Source organism: Arthrobacter livingstonensis, assembly GCF_003219815.1.
In the GTDB taxonomy this organism is placed as follows: Bacteria; Actinomycetota; Actinomycetes; order Actinomycetales; family Micrococcaceae; genus Specibacter; species Specibacter livingstonensis.
The window spans coordinates 12,718-34,474 of the sequence record NZ_QJVD01000014.1; the positions used below are offsets into that span (position 1 = coordinate 12,718).

Annotated in this window: 22 protein-coding genes; 13 read left to right on the forward strand and 9 right to left on the reverse strand. The window is 64.3% G+C overall.

Going from position 1 to position 21,757, the window contains the following annotated elements:
• Window positions 1–83: 83 nt before the first annotated feature.
• The 5 genes from CVV68_RS23195 to CVV68_RS13300 all read right to left on the reverse strand — a co-directional run bounded on the left by CVV68_RS23195 (window position 84) and on the right by CVV68_RS13300 (window position 4,350).
• A complete protein-coding gene (locus CVV68_RS23195) occupies window positions 84–821 on the reverse strand; it encodes a DUF6270 domain-containing protein (protein ID WP_245933527.1) in 738 nt (245 codons plus the stop codon).
• A gap of 93 nt (window positions 822–914) precedes the next feature.
• Window positions 915–2,057 carry a non-hydrolyzing UDP-N-acetylglucosamine 2-epimerase gene (gene wecB, locus CVV68_RS13285; protein ID WP_110501497.1) on the reverse strand — a complete coding sequence of 381 codons (1,143 nt, stop codon included), beginning with the start codon at window positions 2,055–2,057 and terminating at the stop codon, window positions 915–917.
• 44 nt (window positions 2,058–2,101) lie between these two features.
• Window positions 2,102–2,500, reverse strand: a complete 399-nt coding sequence (locus CVV68_RS13290) for a hypothetical protein (RefSeq protein WP_110501498.1) — start codon at window positions 2,498–2,500, stop codon at window positions 2,102–2,104.
• Window positions 2,501–2,548: 48 nt separating this feature from the next.
• Window positions 2,549–3,139 (reverse strand): YdcF family protein, encoded by a 591-nt coding sequence (locus CVV68_RS13295; RefSeq protein ID WP_110501499.1) that lies wholly within the window; start codon window positions 3,137–3,139, stop codon window positions 2,549–2,551.
• 23 nt (window positions 3,140–3,162) lie between these two features.
• Entirely contained in the window at window positions 3,163–4,350 is a 1,188-nt protein-coding gene (locus tag CVV68_RS13300) for a CaiB/BaiF CoA transferase family protein (protein WP_110501500.1), read from the reverse strand.
• Between the two features lie 143 nt (window positions 4,351–4,493).
• Between CVV68_RS13300 and CVV68_RS13305 the strand changes: the two genes are divergently transcribed.
• The 7 genes from CVV68_RS13305 to CVV68_RS13335 all read left to right on the forward strand — a co-directional run bounded on the left by CVV68_RS13305 (window position 4,494) and on the right by CVV68_RS13335 (window position 10,468).
• On the forward strand, window positions 4,494–5,336 hold the full coding sequence (locus tag CVV68_RS13305) for an IclR family transcriptional regulator (protein ID WP_110501501.1): 843 nt from the start codon (window positions 4,494–4,496) through the stop codon (window positions 5,334–5,336).
• Between the two features lie 156 nt (window positions 5,337–5,492).
• Window positions 5,493–6,881 carry an FAD-binding oxidoreductase gene (locus CVV68_RS13310; protein ID WP_110501502.1) on the forward strand — a complete coding sequence of 463 codons (1,389 nt, stop codon included), beginning with the start codon at window positions 5,493–5,495 and terminating at the stop codon, window positions 6,879–6,881.
• A gap of 71 nt (window positions 6,882–6,952) precedes the next feature.
• Window positions 6,953–7,546, forward strand: a complete 594-nt coding sequence (locus CVV68_RS13315) for a hypothetical protein (RefSeq protein ID WP_146238896.1) — start codon at window positions 6,953–6,955, stop codon at window positions 7,544–7,546.
• The gene (locus CVV68_RS13320) at window positions 7,547–8,179 is read left to right on the forward strand and encodes an RES family NAD+ phosphorylase (protein ID WP_110501504.1); all 633 of its coding nucleotides are present in this window, start codon (window positions 7,547–7,549) and stop codon (window positions 8,177–8,179) included.
• Window positions 8,180–8,522: 343 nt separating this feature from the next.
• Window positions 8,523–8,873 carry an antitoxin Xre/MbcA/ParS toxin-binding domain-containing protein gene (locus CVV68_RS13325; protein ID WP_170133170.1) on the forward strand — a complete coding sequence of 117 codons (351 nt, stop codon included), beginning with the start codon at window positions 8,523–8,525 and terminating at the stop codon, window positions 8,871–8,873.
• Window positions 8,870–9,499: an RES family NAD+ phosphorylase gene (locus tag CVV68_RS13330; protein WP_110501506.1), complete on the forward strand. Its 630-nt coding sequence runs from the start codon at window positions 8,870–8,872 to the stop codon at window positions 9,497–9,499. Before CVV68_RS13325 ends, CVV68_RS13330 begins: the two co-directional genes overlap by 4 nt.
• A gap of 315 nt (window positions 9,500–9,814) precedes the next feature.
• On the forward strand, window positions 9,815–10,468 hold the full coding sequence (locus tag CVV68_RS13335; protein ID WP_110501507.1) for a HipA domain-containing protein: 654 nt from the start codon (window positions 9,815–9,817) through the stop codon (window positions 10,466–10,468).
• 19 nt (window positions 10,469–10,487) lie between these two features.
• On the opposite strand, the gene CVV68_RS13340 is transcribed toward CVV68_RS13335, so the two are convergent.
• Both CVV68_RS13340 and CVV68_RS13345 read right to left on the reverse strand, forming a co-directional pair.
• Window positions 10,488–11,609, reverse strand: coding sequence for a histidinol-phosphate transaminase (locus CVV68_RS13340; RefSeq protein WP_110501582.1), 1,122 nt, complete (start codon window positions 11,607–11,609; stop codon window positions 10,488–10,490).
• 37 nt (window positions 11,610–11,646) lie between these two features.
• Window positions 11,647–13,113, reverse strand: a complete 1,467-nt coding sequence (locus tag CVV68_RS13345) for a purine-cytosine permease family protein (RefSeq protein WP_110501508.1) — start codon at window positions 13,111–13,113, stop codon at window positions 11,647–11,649.
• 204 nt (window positions 13,114–13,317) lie between these two features.
• On the opposite strand from CVV68_RS13345, the gene CVV68_RS13350 reads away from it, so the two are divergent.
• On the forward strand, window positions 13,318–14,499 hold the full coding sequence (locus CVV68_RS13350) for an acyl-CoA dehydrogenase family protein (RefSeq protein WP_110501509.1): 1,182 nt from the start codon (window positions 13,318–13,320) through the stop codon (window positions 14,497–14,499).
• A gap of 9 nt (window positions 14,500–14,508) precedes the next feature.
• On the opposite strand, the gene CVV68_RS13355 is transcribed toward CVV68_RS13350, so the two are convergent.
• Both CVV68_RS13355 and CVV68_RS13360 read right to left on the reverse strand, forming a co-directional pair.
• On the reverse strand, window positions 14,509–14,853 hold the full coding sequence (locus tag CVV68_RS13355) for an addiction module antidote protein (protein WP_306415695.1): 345 nt from the start codon (window positions 14,851–14,853) through the stop codon (window positions 14,509–14,511).
• On the reverse strand, window positions 14,792–14,992 hold the full coding sequence (locus CVV68_RS13360) for a type II toxin-antitoxin system RelE/ParE family toxin (RefSeq protein ID WP_110501511.1): 201 nt from the start codon (window positions 14,990–14,992) through the stop codon (window positions 14,792–14,794). Before CVV68_RS13360 ends, CVV68_RS13355 begins: the two co-directional genes overlap by 62 nt.
• 63 nt (window positions 14,993–15,055) lie before the next feature.
• Between CVV68_RS13360 and CVV68_RS13365 the strand changes: the two genes are divergently transcribed.
• The 5 genes from CVV68_RS13365 to CVV68_RS13385 all read left to right on the forward strand — a co-directional run bounded on the left by CVV68_RS13365 (window position 15,056) and on the right by CVV68_RS13385 (window position 21,754).
• Window positions 15,056–15,259 (forward strand): DUF8462 domain-containing protein, encoded by a 204-nt coding sequence (locus CVV68_RS13365; protein ID WP_110501512.1) that lies wholly within the window; start codon window positions 15,056–15,058, stop codon window positions 15,257–15,259.
• Between the two features lie 197 nt (window positions 15,260–15,456).
• Window positions 15,457–16,797, forward strand: coding sequence for a Na+/H+ antiporter NhaA (gene nhaA, locus CVV68_RS13370; RefSeq protein WP_110501513.1), 1,341 nt, complete (start codon window positions 15,457–15,459; stop codon window positions 16,795–16,797).
• Window positions 16,798–17,073: 276 nt separating this feature from the next.
• Entirely contained in the window at window positions 17,074–18,753 is a 1,680-nt protein-coding gene (gene hutU / locus CVV68_RS13375) for a urocanate hydratase (RefSeq protein WP_110501583.1), read from the forward strand.
• 574 nt (window positions 18,754–19,327) lie between these two features.
• A complete protein-coding gene (locus CVV68_RS13380; protein ID WP_110501514.1) occupies window positions 19,328–21,217 on the forward strand; it encodes a phage tail sheath family protein in 1,890 nt (629 codons plus the stop codon).
• Between the two features lie 9 nt (window positions 21,218–21,226).
• The gene (locus CVV68_RS13385) at window positions 21,227–21,754 is read left to right on the forward strand and encodes a phage tail protein (RefSeq protein ID WP_054011698.1); all 528 of its coding nucleotides are present in this window, start codon (window positions 21,227–21,229) and stop codon (window positions 21,752–21,754) included.
• Window positions 21,755–21,757 lie beyond the last annotated feature (3 nt).

Genomic DNA, 21,757 nt, shown 5'->3' on the forward strand with positions numbered 1-21,757 from the left:
TTAGTTGGCGCTGCATTTCCTTTTCCCCCGATTTAACAGTGTCCGGTTTGAGTCCAGCGAGTCTCCCGTCTCAATAGCGAATGTCAGGCTTGGGTCGATTTCGAATTGAGCTGACCATCGATTGCGCCAAGAAGGGATGTATAGGCTGCGTCGATGTAGTGAAACGGCGCCGGCCCCCATTTGTGGTTGGCGTCTGAAAGAGCTAGGGACGGCGGCGGAGATACGACGTAAAATCCGAGATGTTCCAGTTTTGCAAAGTAGCGCTTAAACATTTGATTCATTTCGGACGTAGGTATGTGCCGGAAGGGTTCAACGACTTCACCGTCAAAGGTGTGAGTCGCCCAAGGCATTCGTAAAACAAGGGTTGTCTCAAAGAGGCCTTGGGTCAAAAGAACGGACTTCAGCGCAATTGCGGCTCGTGTCCAGAGGGCGAAGTGGCGGTCGCCGCCTACATTGAGGCGGGTTGGGATTTTCGGAAGCAGACTAAGCCTGCCGCTTTTCTGGAGTTCGACGCTATGCGTTATGTACGTTCCGTCGGGGAGTGCAAATGCCCCGAGTCGTTCGTCGGTTAGATCCATTATGAAAAGGTCAGTTCGAGGCGCTAGTTTGGCGATGGTAGGAAAGAGCGTCGAGTTTAGGTCGCCTTCCAGGGACCTATTCTGAAATCCTGAGCCAAGTTTGGCCCCGTTCATGAGTACCGTGCCTGGGCTCGCTGAGCTTATTAGAGACTGTCTGGCGACATAAGCTAGGATTTCGTGGTCGTTTGAGAACTCAAGAGTATCTCGCGAAACACAACTTCCATAGATGAATACGCGCGCCAAAGTGAACTTCTCCTACTTCCTATGTGGAAACTGTGCGGGCCACATTCGTCCAAAAGTCAACCGAATGGTGCAAGATTTCCCGAACCGGTTGGTTTATGAGGTGAACTCGGAGATTCTCTTGCCTACATCAAGCAATTGCGCAGCCGCAGCAACTGTTCGTTCGGCTGCCTGGCCATCGCCGTAGGGGTTCACCGCGTTGGCCATTGAGTCGAAGTATTCGGAGTCGCGAAGCAATCGAACAGTTTCTTCGACGATTCGCTCTTCGTTAGTGCCGATAAGTTTCACCGTGCCGGCCACTACTGCTTCGGGGCGTTCGGTGTTTTCGCGCATGACCAAAACAGGCTTGCCCAGGCTCGGTGCTTCTTCCTGAACTCCGCCGGAATCCGTCAGGACAACACGAGCCAGAGAAAGCATACGCGTGAATTCGCCGTAGGCCAACGGTTCTGTGACAATCACGTTTGAAAGTCTCTCGATTGCTGGCAAGACGGCTTCCCGGACTAGCGGGTTTTTGTGTGCCGGCAAAACGATGACAAGATCCGGTTCTTCCGTCGCAATGCGGGCCAATGCCCTACCAACTCCGCGCATTGCATCGCCCTGGTTTTCACGGCGGTGAGTCGTAACGAGCAGGATCTTCTTGCCACTGGAAGCAAGTTCCTCCAGGATTGGATCCGTAAAGGGGATCTTCTTATTTACGGTGGTCAGGAGCGCATCAATGACCGTGTTGCCCGTGACGACAATGTCTGCTTCCTTGACGCCTTCAGCAATCAGGTTGGCCTTACTCGTGCTCGTCGGCGCGAGGTGAAGACTGGCAATCTGGGAGGTAATTTTACGGTTCGCCTCTTCGGGGAACGGAGAGTAGAGGTTGTGGCTCCGGAGACCCGCCTCGGCGTGGATCACGGGGATACCGTGGTAGAAGGCGGCAATGGCGCCCGCCGTTGAAGTAGTGGTATCTCCTTGAACTACCACGGCGTCCGGCTTGGAAACGGTGAATAGTTTGTCGAGCCCGTTGATGGTGCGAGTGAGGATGTCCGAAAGGGACTGGCCCGGCTGCAGGATGTCCAGATCGTGTTCGGGCGTGATTCCGAACAGTTCATTAACCTGGTCCAGCATTTCGCGGTGTTGCCCCGTAACTGTGACAATGCACTCAAACCGGTCGTCAGCCTGAAGTGCAGAAACTATTGGGGCCATCTTGATGGCCTCGGGACGGGTACCGAAAATGGGCATAATACTGGGCACGGACAATTCCTCACTTTGATGGGCAGACCTCTTCTAAGTCTACGTCAAACGACGAACAGCAAAGCAATCACTAATGCGGGAATAGCCGCGATCACGGCCACCACTAGTACAAGTGCGACGCGCTTTTTCCTCCGATGGTGACGTTGACGCTCATCGATCGACCGCATTTTTTTGGCAATGGCGTCTTCGTCGGCAAACGGAGTTTCGTTTGACTGCAGCGTCGTTTCTGAGGCCACCGAGTCAATTTCGAGTGGCACGTTCGGGTCGGTTTGGGACTCGGTCATCCACTCTTCGACGAGGTCCACGCCGGGGACAAAGGCGGAGTCACGGCTCGCCGAAACAGTCGACCGCAATGGTTGCGTCATGTGCCGGCCGGCTGCGGCCAGGCCATTGGACGTACCTGTTTGGTCCTTGGACTTTCTGCGCGAGACGGCGCTGGACATAAATTTCCCTTCGTTAGTCCACGTAGTCCGAGGACTAACTTGACAATCCTAACCTGCCGTCAGTGCCCCACACTGCGGACGGAGGTGGACATCGAGGAGGCCGCCGGTCTCAATGACGAAGCGGCGCAGCCACTGCCACGGGGTGAACTCCGGGGTGGTGGCCACCATGGTGACGTTCGCGTTGACGCACTGCCGCATCAGGAGGCCGGCCCGCTGGATGTGGTATTTGGAGGTTACCACCGCCATGTTTTTCCACTGGTATTGCGCGGCCAGCTTGCCAATCTCCGTTGCCTCCCCGCGGGTGTCCATGGTGCCGGGGGTGAAGCACACCACGTCGGGATAAATGGCGTGGTTGCTGTGGGTGCTGCAGTAGTCGTCGGCAGAGGCATTGCCCGCGGTCTCCGTGTGCGAGATCACCAAGTACGGGGCGTTGAGCTCGGCCCGCAGCATCATGGCATCCAGCAGCCGTTCCTTGCTGGCGCCGCCCAGCATGACCACGGCGTCAGCTTGTTTCGGGGGCGTCGTATGGACGTTGTAGAACAGCTGGTACGCCGTCAGGAGCCAGGCCAAAAAGAGTGCCACGAGGACCGAAACTGCGATGATAACGGTTCTTTTGCGTGGCATTCCGAGGGCAGGCATTGCCCCATTCTAACGGGGCGTCCTTAGTGCCCCGTCCGCTCCGGTCCGGACACCCATTCCTCAATCAGCGCGTTGTGCTGGCCCAGTGTTGGCGCTGGGGAGGGAGCCACTGAACCGGTCAGCCGCAGCGGTGACGCGAGCGTCCTGAAGCCGTCGGCCTCCGTGGCCACGGCGCCGCGGTGCGCGGCGTGCTCGCTGTTCAGTGCCTGGTTCACGCTGTACACCTTGGACACCGGGACGTGGTGGGCCGCCAGCAGCTCGATCGCCTCGTCCGCGGTGAAGGGGCTCAATGCCTCCTCCAGGGCTGCCCGGAATTCCACCGGGAATTCGTTGCGGCGGGTCTGCTCCATGAACCTTTCATCCGCCAGCCACTCGGAGCGGTTCAGTGCCACCGTCAGGCGGGGGAACAGGCGGTCACCGGCAATGGCGATCGCGATGGCGCCGTCGCCCGTCTGGTAGGTGCTGAACGGTGTGGACATGGCGTGGTCGTTGCCGCACGCCACCGGCTCCTCGCCGTGCAGGGCGCGCATGCCCACGGACTCCAGCACCGAGACCAGGCTGTCCAGCATGGCCACGTCGATGTGCTGGCCGCGGCCGGTGTTGTGCCGTTCGTTGATGGCGGCCAGCGCGGCGATGGCGCCATACAGGCCCGGGACGACGTCGCCAATGCTGATCCCCACGCGGGTGGGCTGCCCGCCGGGCCAGCCGGTGATGGACATCAGCCCGCTCATGGCCTGGGCGATGAGATCGTACGCCGGGGCATTTTGCAGCGGCCCGTCCTGGCCGAACCCGGAGATGCTGACGATGACCAGCCGCGGATTTTCCTTCATGAGTAGCTCGGGGGAGAGCCCCAGCCGGTCCATGACCCCGGGGCGGAAGTTCTCGATGACCACGTCGGAGCGGCGAACCAGCTCCAGCAGGCGGGTGCGTTCGCCGTCGAGCTTGAGGTCCATGGTGACGCCGTACTTGCTGCGGTTGAACAGCCGGTAGTAGGCGGATTCGCCGTTGTACCAGGGGCCGAAGTGGCGGGAATCGTCGCCGTCGGGGCTTTCCACCTTGATGACCTCGGCGCCCAGGTCCGCCAGGAGCATGGCGCAGAACGGCCCGGCCAGCACACGCGAAAGGTCCAGGACGCGCAGGCCCTCCAGGGAACCGGGGCGTCCCAGTCCGGCGGCGGGGGAGGTGGTCTCGGGGCTCGAAACTGGGGGCATGGCGGCTGTGGTCCTTCAAAGTGGCGGGTGGCCCGGTGGGCCGGGGGCGTTCCCACCATCTGACCATTGAAAGGCGTCCGGTGCCCATCTGGAGGCGGCAATGCGTCTGTGATCACAGACGGCGGTGCGGATACCATGGGAGGATGAACTCCCCGAATGTGCCGGCCCAGGTCCCGGCGGCGAAGAATGTGCTCTCGGTGCTGCGCTATGTGGCCTCGCAGGGCGGGCCCGTGGGGGCGGCCGCCATTGCCCGGGACGTGGACCTGCCCCGCTCCACCACCTACCACCTGCTGGCAGCCCTGGTGGATGACGGGTTTGTGGTGCACCTGCCCGAGGAGCGCAAGTACGCGCTCGGCGTCACGGCCCATGAACTGGGTACCGGCTATTCACGCCAGGCGCCGCTTCAGCGCATTGCCCGCTTTCCGCTGGCCCAGCTGGTGGCCCGTACCAGGCGGACCGCCCACCTGGCTGTTATGCACGGGCGCGAGGTCATCTACGTGATCGAGGAGCAGGCCAAGCGGCAAAGCAGCCTGGTCACCGACGCCGGCGTCCGGCTGCCGGCCCACCTGACGGCCAGCGGCCGGGCCATGCTGGCCTCCATGTCCGCCGTGCAGCTGGCGGCGCTGTACCCGGGGCCGGAGGCGTTCCCCACCCGCTATGAGTCCGGTGTCCACTCGGTGGAGGCGCTGAACGAGCTGCTGGGGCGGATCCGGGATCGGGGCTTTTCCTGGGAGCAGGACGAGGTGACGGACGGGTTTTCCAGCCTGGCCGTGCCCGTGCTGGACCGCAGCGGCTACGCCGTGGCGAGCGTGACGCTGACGGTAGCCAACAGGCCGGCCCTTTCGCCGGCGGCCGCCGCACGGAATGCCAACGAGGGGATTGCGCCGGAACGCACCGTGCATTTGGAGGACCTCGCCACGCAGTGGCTGCCGGAGGTCAGGCGCTGCGCGGCGGAAATCTCCCGGCGCCTGCGGCCGAGTGGGTAAGTCCCGAGGTCCAATGGCGAGACAAAGCGTCTGGGGACTGAGATTCCAGCCACTGCGCAGCGATTGGCCCCACGCGGCCCCGCGCCGTGTGTAGCGTGGCCGTAAAGCAGCCGGCGGCAAGCGTGCCGCCCCAAGAGATCAAGGACGCCCCGAGACATGACAGCCCTTCCGACCAGTGCCACCGCCACCGCCCTTGAGGATCTCGCGGCCGCCCTGGGTGCCAAGGTCAGCACGGACCCCGCCGTCCGGGCGTCACGCGGGCACGACCGTTCGCACCTGCCGTGGGAACCGCCGTCGGCCGTGGTGCGGTGCACCAGCACCGGGGACGTCTCCACCGCACTGGCAATCTGCCACCGCCACGGCGTTCCCGCCGTGCCGATCGCGGCGGGCACCGGCCTGGAAGGCGGCGCCAACAGCACCGCCGACGCCATTTGCCTGGACCTGTCCGGCCTGGACAACATCCTGCGCATCGGCGCTGACGACCTCGACGCCACCGTCCAGGCCGGCGTCATGAAAAGCGCACTCAACGCCGCGCTGGCGGGCCACGGGCTCACCTTCCCGGTGGGACCCGGCGTGGACGCCAGCGTCGGCGGCATGGCCTCCACCGGGGCCAGCGGGACAACCGCCGTCCGCTACGGCACCATGAAGGAGAACGTGCTGGGTCTGACGGTGGTGCTGGCCGACGGCACCGTCATCAAAACCGGCGGCCGTGCTCGCAAGTCGGCGGCGGGCTACGACCTGACGCACCTTTTTGTCGGGGCCGAGGGAACCCTGGGCGTGCTGACCGAAGTGACGCTGCGCGTTTACGGCATCCCCGAAGCGACGGGCGTGGCCATCTGTTCCTTCCCCACCCTGGAGGCCTGCACCGCCGTGGTGCTGGCCACGCTGACCTCCGGCGTCCCGATCTCACGGGTGGAACTGCTCGACGACGTCACCGTGGATGCGGTCAACCGCTACAGCGGGCTGGGGCTGCCCGTTCTGCCCACGCTGATCTTTGAATTTGAGGGATCCCCGTCCGCCGTTGCGGAGCAAAGCGGCACTGTCCGCGGCCTCGCGGCGCGGCACGGCGGGACCGGCTGGGACTACGCGGACGATCCGGAGCGGATTGGCCGCATCTGGCGGGCCCGGCACGACGCCCTGCCGTCCTACGCGGCGCTGGTGCCCGGCTCCAGTACCTGGTCAACGGACGTCTGTGTGCCGATCTCCCGGCTGGCGGAATGCATCACGCTGACGAAGGCGGACACCGACGCCCACGGCGTGCTGGCACCGATCGTGGGCCATGTGGGGGACGGCAACTTTCACCTGGCCTTTGTCCTGCCGCCGGGGGATGAGGGCGCCCTGGCCGCGGCCGCCGCCATCAACGGCCGGCTCGTGGACCGGGCGCTGTCCATGGGCGGGACGTCAACCGGCGAACACGGGATCGGCCTGGGCAAGACGGCGTCCCTGGCAAAGGAACATGCCTCCGCCCTGCCGGCCATGGCGGCCATCAAGCATGCCCTGGACCCCCGCGGCATCCTGAACCCGGGCAAGGTGCTGGCGGGGTAGCCTCGCCTGGCGGCCCTCCCTTCCCACATTCATTGTCAACACGATAGAATGTGGGAAAGGAGATGATTTCCGTGACTGCCCAGATCCACGCGGCACCAATCGCCAGTGTTGGTGCCTGGCTGAAATCCGTTGGCTCGCCGCTCACGGAAACCGACCTCGTTGACGCCTTGCAGGAGGCACGGCGACCGCAGGAAACGGCTGCTCTCAGCCACGCGGACCAAGCTTTCTGGGATGAGCACGCTGGAATCCCTGCGGGTGGCCGCGTGGGCAGCAAAGGCAGCCTCGTCAATGTTGTTGACGTGGTTTCGAGCGCCGCCGCATCCCTAACGGCTGCTGATGTGGCCGCCAACCTGGAAGTGGCAGCAGCGACTGTCCGGCATTATCGAACCGACGGTTCGCTCTACTCCCATAAAAGAGGGCGGAACGTCTTTTTCCCCACTTGGCAGTTCACCGACGGCCTGGCTGCAGCGCTGCCGTCCCTGGCCGCAGTGCTCGCGGTCATGCCGGCTGACCTGCACCCCAGGGCGGTGGAAGGCTTCTTCAAGACCCCCACGCCGGATCTGAGCCGGAATGGACAGCCGACTTCGCCCCGGGAATGGCTCATGACCGGTGGAAGTGCCGCGGCCGTTGTCCGGCTTGCGGAATATGTTGGGGCTGGTTATTAGTTGGGGAACCAAAATCCACCTTCCATAGCTGTTCTCCGCTCGGGCGGCCAATGCGACACACGCACAATTCCCTCCGGAACCGTCCTCTGGCGGGTTCATCTCACCCGGGCCCCGCATCCAACGCCGTGGAACTCGCTCAGGACGTGGGGTCCCGTTCCCGGTGTCCGCTGGGAACCACACCCGCTGCCGCTTTCGGACCATGCTCCGCTGGGCGTTGCCTATCTGGGGTTCGATGTCCCTACCTGTCTGGCCGAGGTTTTTCAGGACACCCGTTTTATCGACACCAGCCGGAACGTCCCCTATGCCACGGCCATTTCATTGCCCCGCGACCTGCTGCTGGCCGACCTTGAGACGCCATGGCTGCTTCGCACCGGCGCCAGCGCGCGGATTGTGTCCGGCAGCAAGGACAGGACCAGTGCCTGGGCGGCGCCGATTCACGAGGCCTGGCCGGAGTTGGACGGCCTTGTCGCCAGATCGGCCGTCATTGGGGGACGCGATGTAGTCTCACTTTGGACCGACGGAGCATTTCCCGTCGCCCCCGAATCCTCGCTGCCGCTCAATCATCCGGGGCTGGTTGCGCGCATATCGGCCGCCGCAAAATTGATTGGCTACGAAATCAACGTCATCGCATAGGGTCGGCAGCCCGGGACGGTTTTAGCGCAGCAAAGCCACCCATGCGGCCGCGACGTGAATGTGTTAGTGACCCTACATTGAGATCGTCTAGGGCCCGGCGGCGTCGCCCCCTATCTATCGACGGTTTAGACAGCTAGAATGATTCTGTAGATAACGTAGGAGGGTAGTCAATTCGATGTCAATTACGTCACACTCAGGTGCAACCGTTCACGAGTTGGAGGTCCTCCAAAAAACTCTGCATGAGTCCATTACCGCCCTTGGGGTCGCAGTCGCTTCGGTGAAAACCCCCGCAAGCCCCCAGTTGGCCCGTGGGGTCCAGGCGACCGAGAATGCTTGGCGGTCAATGGAAGCCGAGTTCGGCTTTGAAACGGGTCACCAATTTGCGGAGAGAGAGGGCTCGCTGTCGGGCACCAGCCTAGCCCGTGAGCGTCGGCGTCAGGGAAAGCTCCTTGGCATTCGCCGGCGAAACGCAATCGTCTACCCCGGGTTTCAGTTCGACGGTCTCGGCAAGGTCCACCCGACAGTAATCGACGTCCTTGCTGCAGCGCGTCATCTAAACGTCGACGACGAATCCTTGGCACAGTGGTTTTGCAGCCCAAGCGCCGCCCTTGACGGTCTTCGGCCGGTGGACCGCTTGGGTGACCGGGAATTGCTGCTTGATGCATTTGACGCCGGGTTCGCGGTCGACTGGTGAGTGTTGCCGGGCCCAAGGGCGACTTTGACCCCGCAATCTTCGTGATGACTGCCGGGACGGCCCTTTTTCGCGTGTTCAGCGGGCGCTCCGGACGGACCGCAACTGAGTTCAACCCGGGTATTGGCCCCAGGACGCGCTTCGCATTCTTTCCCGACGCGGAGGGCACGACCGTTCCAGTCCTCTATGCGGCGGCAACCGAGGAGGCAGCACTTTCCGAAAGCATTCTCCACGACATTCCAGCGACCGGCGGTACATTGGTTCCGTCCCAATACCGCGACAAGGTTATGGCCCGGATCACCCCGAGGCGCGATCTGACGCTGGCGTCTTTCATGGGCATGGGTCTGCGGCAAATCAGGGCCACCCACGGTGAAATCACTTCCACCAGCCCGGCCCACTACGCCGCGACGGTGCACTGGGCCAAGGCGGCCCATGACGTCGGCTGTGATGGCATTGTTTGGATGAGCCCCCGCTGCAACACGGACCACGCCGTCGTCCTGTTCGGAGATCGCGTCTCCGGCCACGACCTTGCACAAGATCCCGGTTTTGGAAGAATCTTCGATCTTGGACCGGACCTGGACTGGCTCTCTGACACCTGCGCGCCTTTGGGCATCGAGGTGCGCTGCTGATCCCATTTCGCAAAGACGGTAACCTGGTCCAGGTGTGTGAAAAACTCGGCCTCGGTACCCGCGCTGCTTTCGACGACAATAGCCGTGCGTCCACGCCGTTCCTGCCGATCGCTAATTACGAAAATGGCCGCGTGGTGGGCGAGACGGCCTAGCCCGTCTGGACAGCATTGGTGCTCGCCGCCTGATTGCCGGGGACCGCCAGGGTGCCGAATTCTGAATGGAAGCTAAAGTCTCTGGTCGGCTTGTTGCCGAAAGGGCCAACATCTCACGGGCCATCCGGCGATCGAGACCGATGAGCTCGCGCCGATCGAACATGTGTCCTTTTCGTATACCGATATTTGGCTGTCTGATACCGGGCCGTTCGAGCTCTCCCCGGAGTTGCCGCTCATACGCGGCCCCCAACACCCCACCCTGGGCCGGACGCTGTTCGGGGCAGTCCAGGACGCCAACGAAATGTTCAGCCGTGCCGCCTCCATCGCGATGGCCAACAACAACGATGACCACATTCGCAACCACGGACTGCTGCGCCACGGCAACGGGTGGAGGCTGTCGCCGTCGTTCGATGCGAATCCCGTGCCGTCCGGTGCGTCGGAAACGCCCTTGGTGCCTGGCGGCAGCCTGTACGACAGGGACGTCCTCGACCTGCTCGCGTACATCGAAGTCTTCAGACTGACAAGGGATCAGGCGATCGGGAGACTGGGGCACGTTGCCGAGGCTGTTTCGCACTGGCGTGAAGAAGCGCTCAGCTTGGGTCTTGGGCCTGACCTGCTGGCATACATGGGGCGTGGCTTTGAAGGCCACAACGCACAACGCGCCAAGTCATTGCCTTCGGCGCCGCTTGTTATTGACCTGGCTGGCGGTACTGGCCCGGCACATCCGGCGCGCCCTTCCCGAGGTGAGATCTGGATCCCTGAACACTCGCGCGGAGGCAAGACAGTGCGCGGGCACTATCGCAAACGTCCAAGCTAACCGGAAGCCTCCCACACCGTCAGATCTTGCCGCCGCCTGCCAGCCACGCGTCCACGCCGCGGAGCACGGCGGCCTCGGCATCCCGGGAGCCGACGGTGACGCGCACGCCCTCGCCGGCAAAGCTGCGCACACTGACGCCCTCTGCCAGGCAGGCCGCCTCGAGGGACGCGGCGCCTTGGCCCACCGGCAGCCACAGGAAGTTGGCGCCGCTGGCGGGCAGCTCCAGCCCGCGGGAAGCGAGCGCGGCGTGAAAGGAAGTGCGCCCCTCAACCACCGTGGCGAGATTCCTCCCCAGCGCGCCGGTGTCCGCCAGAGCGGCGACGGCGGCCGCCTCGGCAATGGCATTCAGGCCGAACGGCGGGGACGCTGCGCGGACGGCGGCGGCAATCTCCGGGTGGGCCACCAGGTAGCCGGCCCGCAGTCCGGCCAGGCCATAGGCCTTTGAAAAGGTGCGCAGGATGACCAGGTTGGAGTGTGCCTCCAGGAGCGCGAGGCTGTGCGCGGAGGAGGAACCGGCGCCGTCCGTGAATTCGAGGTAGGCCTGGTCCAGGACCACGAGCACGTGGGCGGGGATGCGGGCCAGGATGCCCTCCACCTCGGCCTCCGTGAGGACGGTGCCCGTGGGGTTGTTGGGGCTGCACAGGATCACGGCGGCCGTGGCGTCCGTGACGGCGCCGGCCATGGCTGCGAGGTCGTGGCGGTGTCCGGGCGCCAGCGGCACCTGGACGTCGCGGGCCCCGGCCAGGCGCACCAGGATGGGGTACGCCTCGTAGCTGCGCCAGGCAAAGACCACCTCGGTGCCCGGACCCGTGAACGCCGTCAGGAGCTGCTGGAGCACGGCCAGGGAGCCGGCCCCGGCCACGATCTGCCCCTCGTCCACCCCCAGGCCGCGGCTGAGCGCCGCGACGAGCGGATCGCCCTGCAGCGTGGGGTATTGCTGGCAGCGCCGGGCCGCCGCGTCGATGGCCGCCAGCACCGCCGCCGATGGCGGCAGGAAGGACTCGTTCGACGACGCCCGCCACCTGGGCGGGACCGTCCCGCCGGCCTTGGAGTACACCGGCAGCGACGCCACCAGCTCACGGGGCGCGGGCCGGGTGGCAGGTGAGGGGCGTGCCGGGGCGAGGGTGCCGGCGTCGTGCATGGTCACGGGGAACTCCTGGGGCAGGCGGGGCGGGCCGTCAGACGGTGGGGGAGACGGCGCTGGCCACCGGTGCGGCGTCCAGGTCCTCCGGGTAGACCATCTCCGCCGGCGGGTGGCTGAAGCGCTTGGCCACGGGGTAGTAGACCACAGCGGTGACCACCAGGCCGACCAGCCAGGAGATGTCCGCCCCGCCGAGCACCTCGGTCATGGGACCGGTGTACATGGTCTGGGCCAGGAACGGGATCTGCACCACGATGCCCAGCGCATAGGTGAGCAGCGCCGGGACGTTCCACGCGCCGTAGCGGCCCTTGGGGTCGTACAGCGCCGGGACGTCCACCTTTTCCTTTGAGGTCAGGTAGAAGTCCACCAGGTTGATGGAGCTCCACGGGATGAAGACCATCAGCAGCAGGAGCACAAAGTTCTTGAAGTTGGAGACAAAGTCGTCCGAGGCGAAGATGGCGATGATGACCGAGACGGTGATGAAGCCGATGACGTAGGCAAAGCGGACCCACGGGGCGAACCGCAGCTGGCGGGTAAAGGCGCTCACGGAGGTCAGGATGGTCATGTAGCCGCCGTAGGCGTTGAGGGTGTTCACGGTCAGCTTGCCCACCACAATCACGATGTACATCAGCACGGCGATGGCGCCGCCGCCGGCCAGTTCGCCCACAAAGGCGACCTGCCCGTCCAGGAACTCGTGGCCCTTGGGCATGGCGATGGCGGCAAACAGCGCACCGAGCGTCATGGACCACTGCGAGCCCAGCACGGAGCCCGAGAAGCAGGAAATGAACGTTCTGCGGGCCGGGGTGTTGGCGGGCAGGTAGCGGGAGTAGTCCGCCACGTACGGGCCGTACGTCAGCTGCCAGCCGGCGCTGAGCGAGATGGCCAGGAGGAACGTCGGGAAGGCGAAGCCGCCCACCCCGAGGACGGCGCCGACGTCGTGCTTGAGGAACAGCTGGATGGCCAGGTAGCTGAAGCCGAGGATGCCCACAATGGTGGAGATGCGGCCCAGCAGGTGGATGTACTTGTAGCCCAGGGTGGCCACCAAAACGGTCAGAATGCCGAAGATGATCACGCCCAGGGCCGGGTGGCCCGTGGGGACGATCTGCTCCACGGCCTGGCCGGCCAGCACGGCGCCGGTGGCCGCGAAGCCCAGGTACATGACAATCACCAGGACCAGCGGGATGACGGCGCCAAACACGCCGAACTGCGCGCGGCTGGAGATCATCTGCGGCATGCCGAGCTTGGGCCCCTGGGCTGCGTGCAGGGCCATGACCGTGCCGCCGAGGAGGTTGCCGATGAACAGCCCGATGATGCCCCAGAAGGCGTCGGAGCCAAAGATCACGGCGAGGGCGCCGGTGACGATGGCGGTGATCTGCATGTTGGCGCCGAACCACAGGGTGAACTGGCCAAATGGCCGGCCGTGGCGTTCGGCGTGCGGCACAAAGTCGATGGAGCGGCGTTCAATCACCGGCCCTGACTTCTTTACTGTTTGAATCCGTGACATGTGGTTCCTCCGATGGAATCTTGCGTTGCACTGCTTTGGTTATCCATCTGAGCATGCTTGGAGCTTCCCTCCGTGACGCGGTTCACGAATCTGGTCTGTGATCACAGACAAAGTGGCAATTTCTGTGATCTGGCCCATTGTGGGTGCGGGCTGCGGCTATGTTCGAGGGACACCCCCTTCCCACTCCTTTGGAGGAAATTTCCCATGAGCGACCCCACCGCCGCCCTGCCGTATGTGGACGGCGACTTCTTCTTCTTTGAAAGCCTGCTGCCCGCCGACGAGCTGGCCCGCCTGAACGAAATCCGCGACTGGATGGAGGCCGAGGTGCGGCCCATCTCCCGGGACTTTTGGAACCGCAGCGAATTCCCCGTCCACCTGATCCCCCGCGTTGCGGAGCTGGACATGATCAGCCCGGTGCGCCGGCAGGGCCGCTCTCATCTGTTCGCCGGCATGGTCACCGCCGCCATCCACCGCGTGGACGCCTCCTTCGGCACCTTCTTCAGCGGCCACGACGGCCTGTTCACAGGCTCCATCGAACTGCTGGCCTCCGAGGAGCAAAAGGCCGCGTGGCTGCCGGACATCTACTCGCTTCGGAAAACGGGCGTGTTTGCGATCACCGAGCCGCTGGCGGGCTCGGACGTGGCCGGGGGCACCCAGACTACGGCCGTGCGTTCCGGGGATTCCTGGGTCCTCAACGGAGAGAAGCGCTGGATTGGCAACTCCACCTTCTCCGACTACGTGCTGGTGTGGGCGAAGGACGTTGCCGACGGCCAGGTCAAGGGCTTCCTGGTGGACACCGCCACGGCCGGGTTCACGGCGACCCTGATTGAGAACAGGATCGCGCTGCGCGCGGTCCAGAACGCGGACATTGTCCTGAAGGACGTCGTCGTACCCGCCTTTAACAAGCTGGCTGGCGCCAACAGTTTCCGCGACACGAACAAGGTGCTCAAGACCACCCGGGCAACGGTGGGCTGGCAGGCCGTGGGGCTGCAGCTGGCCGCGTTCGACGTGGCGCGCAGGTACGCCGTGGAGCGCCACCAGTTCGGCAAGCCCATTGCCAGCTTTCAGCTCATCCAGGAACAGCTGGTCACCATGCTTTCCAACGCCCAGGCGTCCATGGGCATGATGGTGCGGCTGGCGCAGATGGAGGATGCGGGCACCACGCGCAACGAACACTCCGCCCTGGCGAAGGCGTTCGTGACCAAGTGCATGCGCGAAACCGTGGCGCTGGGCCGGTCCATCCTGGGCGGCAACGGAATCTCGGTGGACTATGAGATGGCGAAGATCTTCTGCGACGCCGAGGCCATCTACACCTACGAGGGCACCTACGAGATCAACACCCTCGTGGCCGGACGGGCGATCACCGGGATAGCCGCGTTCACGTAAGGGGCCTGCTCAGGCGGCAGAATCGAAATGAAGCCTCAGACCGAGGGCCTTTGTTACCTTGACGATGGTGGCGAAGCTCGGATTGCCGTTGACCGAAAGTGCCTTGTAGAGCCCCTCCCGGCTCATTCCGACGCGTCGAGCCAACTCGCTGAGGTTTCCAGCGCGAGCGATTGTGCCGAGGGCCTGCGCGACAAGTGCGGGGTCGTCGCCGTGTTCCAGGGTGGCCGCCAGGTACTCGGCGGCATCCCCGAAGTCAGACAGATAATCGGAACTGTCGTATGGGCTGAATTTTTCAGTCGTGTTGGTCATCGTTCTTCCAGTCCTTGGCGATTCGGCGAGCTTCCTTGATGTCATCACTCGGGTTTGATTTGTTTCCTCCACAGAGCAATGGGACCAGCCGCGGGCCGTCTTGTAGATAATAAACCCGGTATCCCGGGCCGTAGTCAATCCGCAATTCGGAAATGCCGTTTCCGACCGGTCGTACATCCACCATGCACAGAAGCGAAACAGCCGCGTTGTCATCCAGGCAGCACTCTCGACGGCGTCCGGACGGGACATGGACTTCCTCAAGGCCATGGCCCTTGACGAGGGCGATTCGGCGACCCGGGACATTGCCTTCCGCATGGAAGCAAGTGCCTCCACTGCCGGCAACCAGCGGGCGCGGCTCATGGACGCCGGGATTGTTGCGGCGGCCGGACACGGCGTGGTCCGCTTCGCCATCCCCGGCCTGCGCGAGTACCTCCTGTCGTTGCCGGAATGAATCTTGTGAGACGTTATCCACAGAAGCGAACCGTCTAGCCGCGATCCACTGGTGGACCTGACGAGTCCATCTGCCATTCCGAGACTGACATGAGGTGACTTTGGTCGAAATGGCTGACCGGAGGGCGGTAAAGTCGTTGAAGGTGAGTCGGGAAGTCTGGTCGGCATAATTTTGTCGAGCCCTCAAAGGAATCCTGTATGAAGCAAGAACCCTCCACGCCAAAATCTCGTACCGTCTTAGGACGGGGCAGTTATTCCGAAGCGCTGCGAATCGGAACGATCCTGCGGAAAGAAACCGTGGGCGGCATGCTGCTGGTCGCAGCGGCCGTCATCGCCATTATTTGGGCCAACTCGCCAGTATCCGAGAGCTACTTCGCCCTGCGCGATTTCAAAATCGGCTACGAGCCCTGGCATCTTGAGCTTAGCTTGGGCACATGGGCGGCGGATGGCCTGCTGGCCGTCTTCTTCTTCCTGGTCGGTCTGGAACTTAAACGCGAGTTCGTAGCCGGTGACCTTCGTCAGTTCAGCAAATCAATTGTGCCGGTCTCAGCTGCTGTCGGCGGTGTGGTGATTCCGGCGCTCATTTACGCCGTGGTGAACTTGACCAGCCCGGAGACGCTGCGTGGTTGGGCCATCCCCACGGCAACTGACATCGCCTTCGCCGTGGCAGTTTTGGCTATTATTGGATCGCATCTGCCCAGTGCCCTGAGGATCTTCCTGCTGACCTTGGCAGTTGTCGATGACCTGTTGGCCATTAGTATCATCGCCGTCTTCTACACCGACGAGATCCAGCTCGGGCCCCTTTTGCTTGCCCTTATCCCACTGGCTCTCTACACTTTTATGGCGCAAAAATACCGTCGATTCTTCGGAAGCCGGGCCTGGGCGGCATGGGCGATTTTGCTCCCCTTGGGCATTGCCACCTGGGCCCTGGTTCACGCCTCCGGGATCCATGCAACGGTAGCTGGCGTCCTGCTTGGATTCGCCATCCCGGTGATCCGCTCCCAAGCCAGCGGCGGTCCTGGCACCGGCCCGGGCCTGTCGGAAATATTCGAGCACCGTTTCCGGCCCATTTCAGCCGGTGTTGCGGTGCCGCTCTTTGCGTTCTTCTCCGCCGGTGTTGCCATTGGTGGTTGGGACGGGCTGGTCTCCGCTGTCACAGACCCGGTAGCCATTGGCATTGTCATTGCGTTGGTTTTGGGCAAGCCCGCGGGGATCATCGGCACCACATGGCTGGTGAACAAAACCACCAAGGCATCCCTGGACAGCTCAATAAAGTGGATTGACCTCTTTGGTGTATCCCTGCTGGCCGGGATCGGCTTCACGGTCTCGCTCCTGGTGGCTGAGTTGAGCTTCGGGCAAGGCAGCCCCCATGACGACCATGCCAAAATCGGCATTCTTGCCGCGTCAGTCCTGGCGGCGCTGCTGGCCACAGCCGTGTTGACGTCTCGAAACCGTTACTACAAGACAGTCCAGCTCGAAGAGTCGGTCGATTCCGATCAAGATGGCATCCCCGACGTTTACCAGCAGGACAGCAACTAAAATTGCTCCCTATGCCATGAGCCCATCCCGGTTGGGAGGGGCTCATGGCATTTAATCCAAGCAACGGAAAGCTCGGCGCTTGCCGGGTCTGCCCGCGCCCTGGCCGGCCGGTCGCGGAGGGGGGCCCGCCGTCGGACATTCCCAGTGAAGTCCAGATTGTCTTGGATCACAGACACACGCGAAGTCTGGGGCCTAGGATTGCGGGACCCCCCGGGGTTGGATGGAACTAAAGGAATTCCCACCGGACTTTTTGAAATGACAAAAAAGGAAAACATCATGGCAACGATGCATGACCCCTCCCGCACCATCCGCGCGGCCCGCGGCACCGAACTCTCCGCCAAGTCCTGGCAGACCGAGGCGCCCATGCGCATGCTCATGAACAACCTGGACCCCGAGGTGGCCGAGCGCCCCGAGGACCTGGTGGTCTACGGCGGCACCGGCCGCGCCGCCCGCTCCTGGGAGGCCTACGACGCGATCGTGGCCACGCTCAAGACCCTTGAGGATGACGAGACGCTCCTGGTCCAGTCCGGCAAGCCCGTGGGCGTGTTCCGCACCAACAAGTGGGCCCCGCGCGTGCTGCTGGCCAACTCCAACCTGGTGGGGGACTGGGCCACCTGGCCGGAATTCCGCAAGCTCGAGGCCGAGGGCCTGATGATGTACGGCCAGATGACGGCCGGGTCCTGGATCTACATCGGCACGCAGGGCATCCTGCAGGGCACTTTTGAGACGTTCGCCGCCATTGGGGAGAAGCGCTTCGGCGGCACCCTGGCCGGCACGCTGACCCTGACCGGCGGCTGCGGCGGCATGGGCGGCGCCCAGCCGCTCGCCGTCACGCTCAACGGCGGGGTGTGCCTGATCGTGGACGTGTCCGCTGAGCGCCTGGAGCGACGCGTGGGCAAGCGCTACCTGGACGAGCTGGCACCTTCCTTGGATGCCGCCCTTGAGCGCGTGCTGTCGGCGAAAGCTGCGAAGACGCCGCTGTCAGTGGGTGTGGTGGGCAACGCCGCCGAGATCTTCCCCGAGATCCTGCGCCGCCACCAGGTCGGCGAGTTCACCGTGGACATTGTCACCGACCAGACCAGCGCGCACGACCCGCTCTCCTACCTGCCGACCGAGTACTCCGTGGAGGAGTGGACCGCCGAGTCCGAGGCCGACCCGGACGGCTTCACGAAGAAGTCCCAGAATGCGATGGCCCGCCACGTGCAGGCCATGGTGGAATTCCAGGACGCCGGCGCCGAGGTCTTTGACTACGGCAACTCCATCCGCGACGAGGCCCGCAAGGGCGGCTACAACCGCGCCTTTGACTTCCCCGGGTTTGTCCCGGCCTACATCCGCCCGCTGTTCTGCGAGGGCATGGGGCCGTTCCGTTGGGTTGCGCTCTCCGGGGACCCGGAGGACATCCGCGTCACCGACGAGGCGCTGAAGGAGCTGTTCCCCGAGAACACCCATCTGCACCGGTGGCTCGACGCCGCGGCGGAGCACGTTGAGTTCGAGGGCCTGCCGGCACGCATCTGCTGGCTCGGCTACGGCGAACGCGCCAAGGCCGGGGTGCTGTTCAACCAGCTCGTGGCTGACGGCAAGGTCAAGGCGCCGATCGTCATTGGCCGCGACCACCTGGACTCCGGCTCCGTGGCATCCCCGTACCGCGAGACCGAGGCCATGAAGGACGGCTCGGACGCCATTGCCGACTGGCCGCTGCTGAACGCCATGCTGAACACGGCCTCCGGCGCCACCTGGGTCTCGATTCATCATGGCGGGGGCGTCGGCATCGGCCGATCCATCCACGCCGGCCAGGTCTCCGTGGCCGACGGCACGCCACTGGCCGCCGAGAAGCTTGCCCGGCTGCTCACCAACGACCCCGGCATGGGCGTCATCCGCCATGCCGACGCCGGCTACGAGCGGGCCATCGACGTGGCCGCCGAGCGCGGCGTCCGCATACCGATGCAGGAGCAGTAACCCCTTACAACTGTGCGTCGGAAACTGCACTGGATTGCCCTCCCGGCATTTTGTGCAGTTTCCGGCGCACGGCTGTTTAAGTCCGCGTGGGCCCGTCCGTTATGCGCAGCGTCCGGACTGTCACGTGCGCATAAGTTAATTCCACTTCGGGTGTGCGCAGCCTTCGCCCCTGGCGCTGCGCCACTTGCGAAGCTCCGCAAAGTTGGGGGCCAAGTCTGCGCACGTGCAAAGTCCCCCGGCGCGAAGAGCCGTGCCCGCGCATCCCGCCACCCGCAGGGCAGGCGCGGTTTCGGCTATTGACGCACCTGTGCAATTTTGCCCAATATTCCTCCAGGCCTTGCGCACGCGTCTGAACCGGGAGACGAGCAAGTCCCGGAAATCCAATAAAACCGGCCGGCCGGGAGGCCCGCAGCACAGGGCAAAAAAGTTATTGACACAGGGCCCTAATACGGCGCAATATTTGGACTATTCATCGTTGCGCTATCCGAGTTTTCAACCGCTACGCCGTGGTCCTTTTCAGACCCCCCCGTCTAGCACCGCCAATTTCACAGCTCCAGTTCTGGTGGGGGTTCACATGCCTGTCACAACCAGCTATCCGGGCGTCTATGTCACCGAAGTCTCCAGCGGGGTCCACACCATCACGGGTGTGGCAACGTCCATCACCGCCTTCATCGGCAGGGCGGCCCGCGGAGCCACGGATGAGCCCGTCACCATCAACAGCTATTCAGACTTTGAACGCACCTTTGGCGGGCTGTGGCTGGGGAGTTCCCTGGGCTACGCCGTCCGGGACTTTTACCGCAACGGCGGCAGCCGGGCCATAGTGGTCCGGCTCTTCCACAACAACTTCACCGATGCCACGGCACGGGCCAACGCTGTTGCCGCCGCAACCGCCACAGCGGCGGCCGCCACCGGCTCCAGCGCCCAGGCGGCAGCCGCGGCGGCCGCAGCCAAGGCCGCCAGCTACACCAGCGACCCGGAAAAGGGCGCCGCGGCCATTGTTTCCGCAGCCGCCCAGTCCGCCTCGGCGGCCACCGGGGCAACAGCGGCCACCGTCGGGGACGCGGCAAAGGCGGCCGCCGCAACGGCCACCCCGCTCGACGCGGCGCAGCTGACCATCTCCACGCTCACCCTCAACGCGAAGTATCCCGGAGCCTGGGGCAACAGCCTGCGGGCACGGGTGGAATACGTGAGCGTGAACGGCGTCGTCCAGCCGGACGTGTTCAACCTGCTGGTCCGTGACGGAACCACCGGCCAGGTGGAAACGTTCCTAAACGTTTCCGTACTGCCGGCTGACGTTCGCCGGGTGGACGTGGTGCTCGCCGGCGGATCCAAGCTGGTCACGGCCGCCGGGCTGCCGGCGTCGCGCCCGGATGCGAGCCCGGACCCCGACCCCACCAGGCACCAGTTCGACAAGTGGGGCGACAACGCCGTGGCCGAGGTGCCCGCCGACACCACCACCGCCCCGCCCACCCTCGCCATCCCGGCGCTGCCGGCCACGAACGCGGTGGTGGCGCCCGCGGGCATGGCCAGCGACGGCGGCGCCTTGGCCACGACCGATTTCAACGGCCCCGGCAAGCAGGACGCCAAGGCCGGCCTGTACGCACTGGCCAACGCCGACCTGTTCAACCTGCTGTGCATCCCGCCGTACTTGAACGGTCCCAACGACGGCGACATCGACTACTCCGGGCTGGTCCCGGACGCGCTGGCCTACTGCCAGCAGCGACGGGCCGTGCTGCTGCTCGATGCTCCGCACGCCTGGGGTGACGCGGCCACCGCCGTCACGCAGTTCGGCACGGGGATGATCGGCACCACCAGCAACTACGCGGCCCTGTACTTCCCGCGAATACTCTCCCCGGACCCGTTGCGCGGGAACCAGGCCGGTGAACTGGTGCCGTGCGGTGCCATGGCCGGGATCATGGCCCGCACCGACAGCAGCCGGGGTGTGTGGAAGGCGCCGGCCGGGCTGGATGCCACCGTGAACGGCGCGCAGGCGCTGACCGTGACTATGAACGACGCCGAAAACGGCAACCTGAACCCGCTGGGCGTGAACTGCCTGCGCAGCTTCCCGGCCGTGGGCACGGTGGCCTGGGGTGCCCGGACGCTGGAAGGCAACGACCAGCTGGCCTCGCAATGGAAATACCTGCCGGTGCGCCGGACGGCGCTGTTCATCGAGGAGAGCCTGTACCGGGGCACACAATGGGTGGTGTTTGAACCCAATGACGAACCGCTCTGGGCGCAGATCCGCCTCAACGTGGGCGCGTTCATGCACAACCTGTTCCGCCAGGGCGCGTTCCAGGGCTCCACGCCGAAGGACGCGTACTTCGTCAAGTGCGATTCCGAGACCACCATCCAGAACGACGTCGACCTGGGCGTGGTGAACATTCTGGTCGGCTTTGCCCCGCTCAAGCCGGCCGAATTCGTGATCATCTCGCTGGCACAAATTGCCGGCGCGGTCCAGGCGTAGGAGGACACCATGGCCCAGTTCAGCGTCAACGCCCAGCGTTTCGACCCCTACAAGAACTTCAAGTTCCGCATCAAGTGGGACGGGCGGTACGTGGCCGGAGTGAGCAAGGTCGGCGGCCTCAAGCGCACCACCGAGGTGGTCAAGCACCGCGAAGGCGGGGACCCGTCGTCGTCCAGGAAATCCCCGGGCCGCACCGAATACGACGCCGTCACGATTGAACGCGGCGTCACCCATGACACCGACTTCGAGGCGTGGGCGGCGAAGGTCTGGGACTTTGGCTCCGGGCTCGGCGCCGAAGTCTCGCTCAAGGACTTCCGCAAGGACATCATCCTGGAGGTCTACAACGAGGCCGGCCAAAAAGTTCTCGCATACAACATCTACCGCTGCTGGGTGTCCGAATACCAGGCCCTGCCGGACCTGGACGCCAACGCCAACGCGGTGGCCATTGCGCACATCAAGCTGGAAAACGAGGGCTGGGAGCGGGACCCCTCCGTCACCGAACCCACGGAACCAACCCTGAGCACGGCGAACGGGTGATGG

Coding starts and splice junctions, on each gene's coding strand:
- CVV68_RS13290 (WP_110501498.1), bottom strand. CDS start 2,500: ATGTCCAGCGCCGTCTCGCGCAGAAAGTCCAAGGACCAAACAGGTACG.
- CVV68_RS13295 (WP_110501499.1), bottom strand. CDS start 3,139: ATGCCTGCCCTCGGAATGCCACGCAAAAGAACCGTTATCATCGCAGTT.
- CVV68_RS13300 (WP_110501500.1), bottom strand. CDS start 4,350: ATGCCCCCAGTTTCGAGCCCCGAGACCACCTCCCCCGCCGCCGGACTG.
- CVV68_RS13305 (WP_110501501.1), top strand. CDS start 4,494: ATGAACTCCCCGAATGTGCCGGCCCAGGTCCCGGCGGCGAAGAATGTG.
- CVV68_RS13310 (WP_110501502.1), top strand. CDS start 5,493: ATGACAGCCCTTCCGACCAGTGCCACCGCCACCGCCCTTGAGGATCTC.
- CVV68_RS13325 (WP_170133170.1), top strand. CDS start 8,523: ATGGAAGCCGAGTTCGGCTTTGAAACGGGTCACCAATTTGCGGAGAGA.
- CVV68_RS13340 (WP_110501582.1), bottom strand. CDS start 11,609: ATGCACGACGCCGGCACCCTCGCCCCGGCACGCCCCTCACCTGCCACC.
- CVV68_RS13345 (WP_110501508.1), bottom strand. CDS start 13,113: ATGTCACGGATTCAAACAGTAAAGAAGTCAGGGCCGGTGATTGAACGC.
- CVV68_RS13350 (WP_110501509.1), top strand. CDS start 13,318: ATGAGCGACCCCACCGCCGCCCTGCCGTATGTGGACGGCGACTTCTTC.
- CVV68_RS13355 (WP_306415695.1), bottom strand. CDS start 14,853: ATGACATCAAGGAAGCTCGCCGAATCGCCAAGGACTGGAAGAACGATG.
- CVV68_RS13360 (WP_110501511.1), bottom strand. CDS start 14,992: ATGGTGGATGTACGACCGGTCGGAAACGGCATTTCCGAATTGCGGATT.
- CVV68_RS13365 (WP_110501512.1), top strand. CDS start 15,056: ATGGACTTCCTCAAGGCCATGGCCCTTGACGAGGGCGATTCGGCGACC.
- nhaA (WP_110501513.1), top strand. CDS start 15,457: ATGAAGCAAGAACCCTCCACGCCAAAATCTCGTACCGTCTTAGGACGG.
- hutU (WP_110501583.1), top strand. CDS start 17,074: ATGGCAACGATGCATGACCCCTCCCGCACCATCCGCGCGGCCCGCGGC.
- CVV68_RS13380 (WP_110501514.1), top strand. CDS start 19,328: ATGCCTGTCACAACCAGCTATCCGGGCGTCTATGTCACCGAAGTCTCC.
- CVV68_RS13385 (WP_054011698.1), top strand. CDS start 21,227: ATGGCCCAGTTCAGCGTCAACGCCCAGCGTTTCGACCCCTACAAGAAC.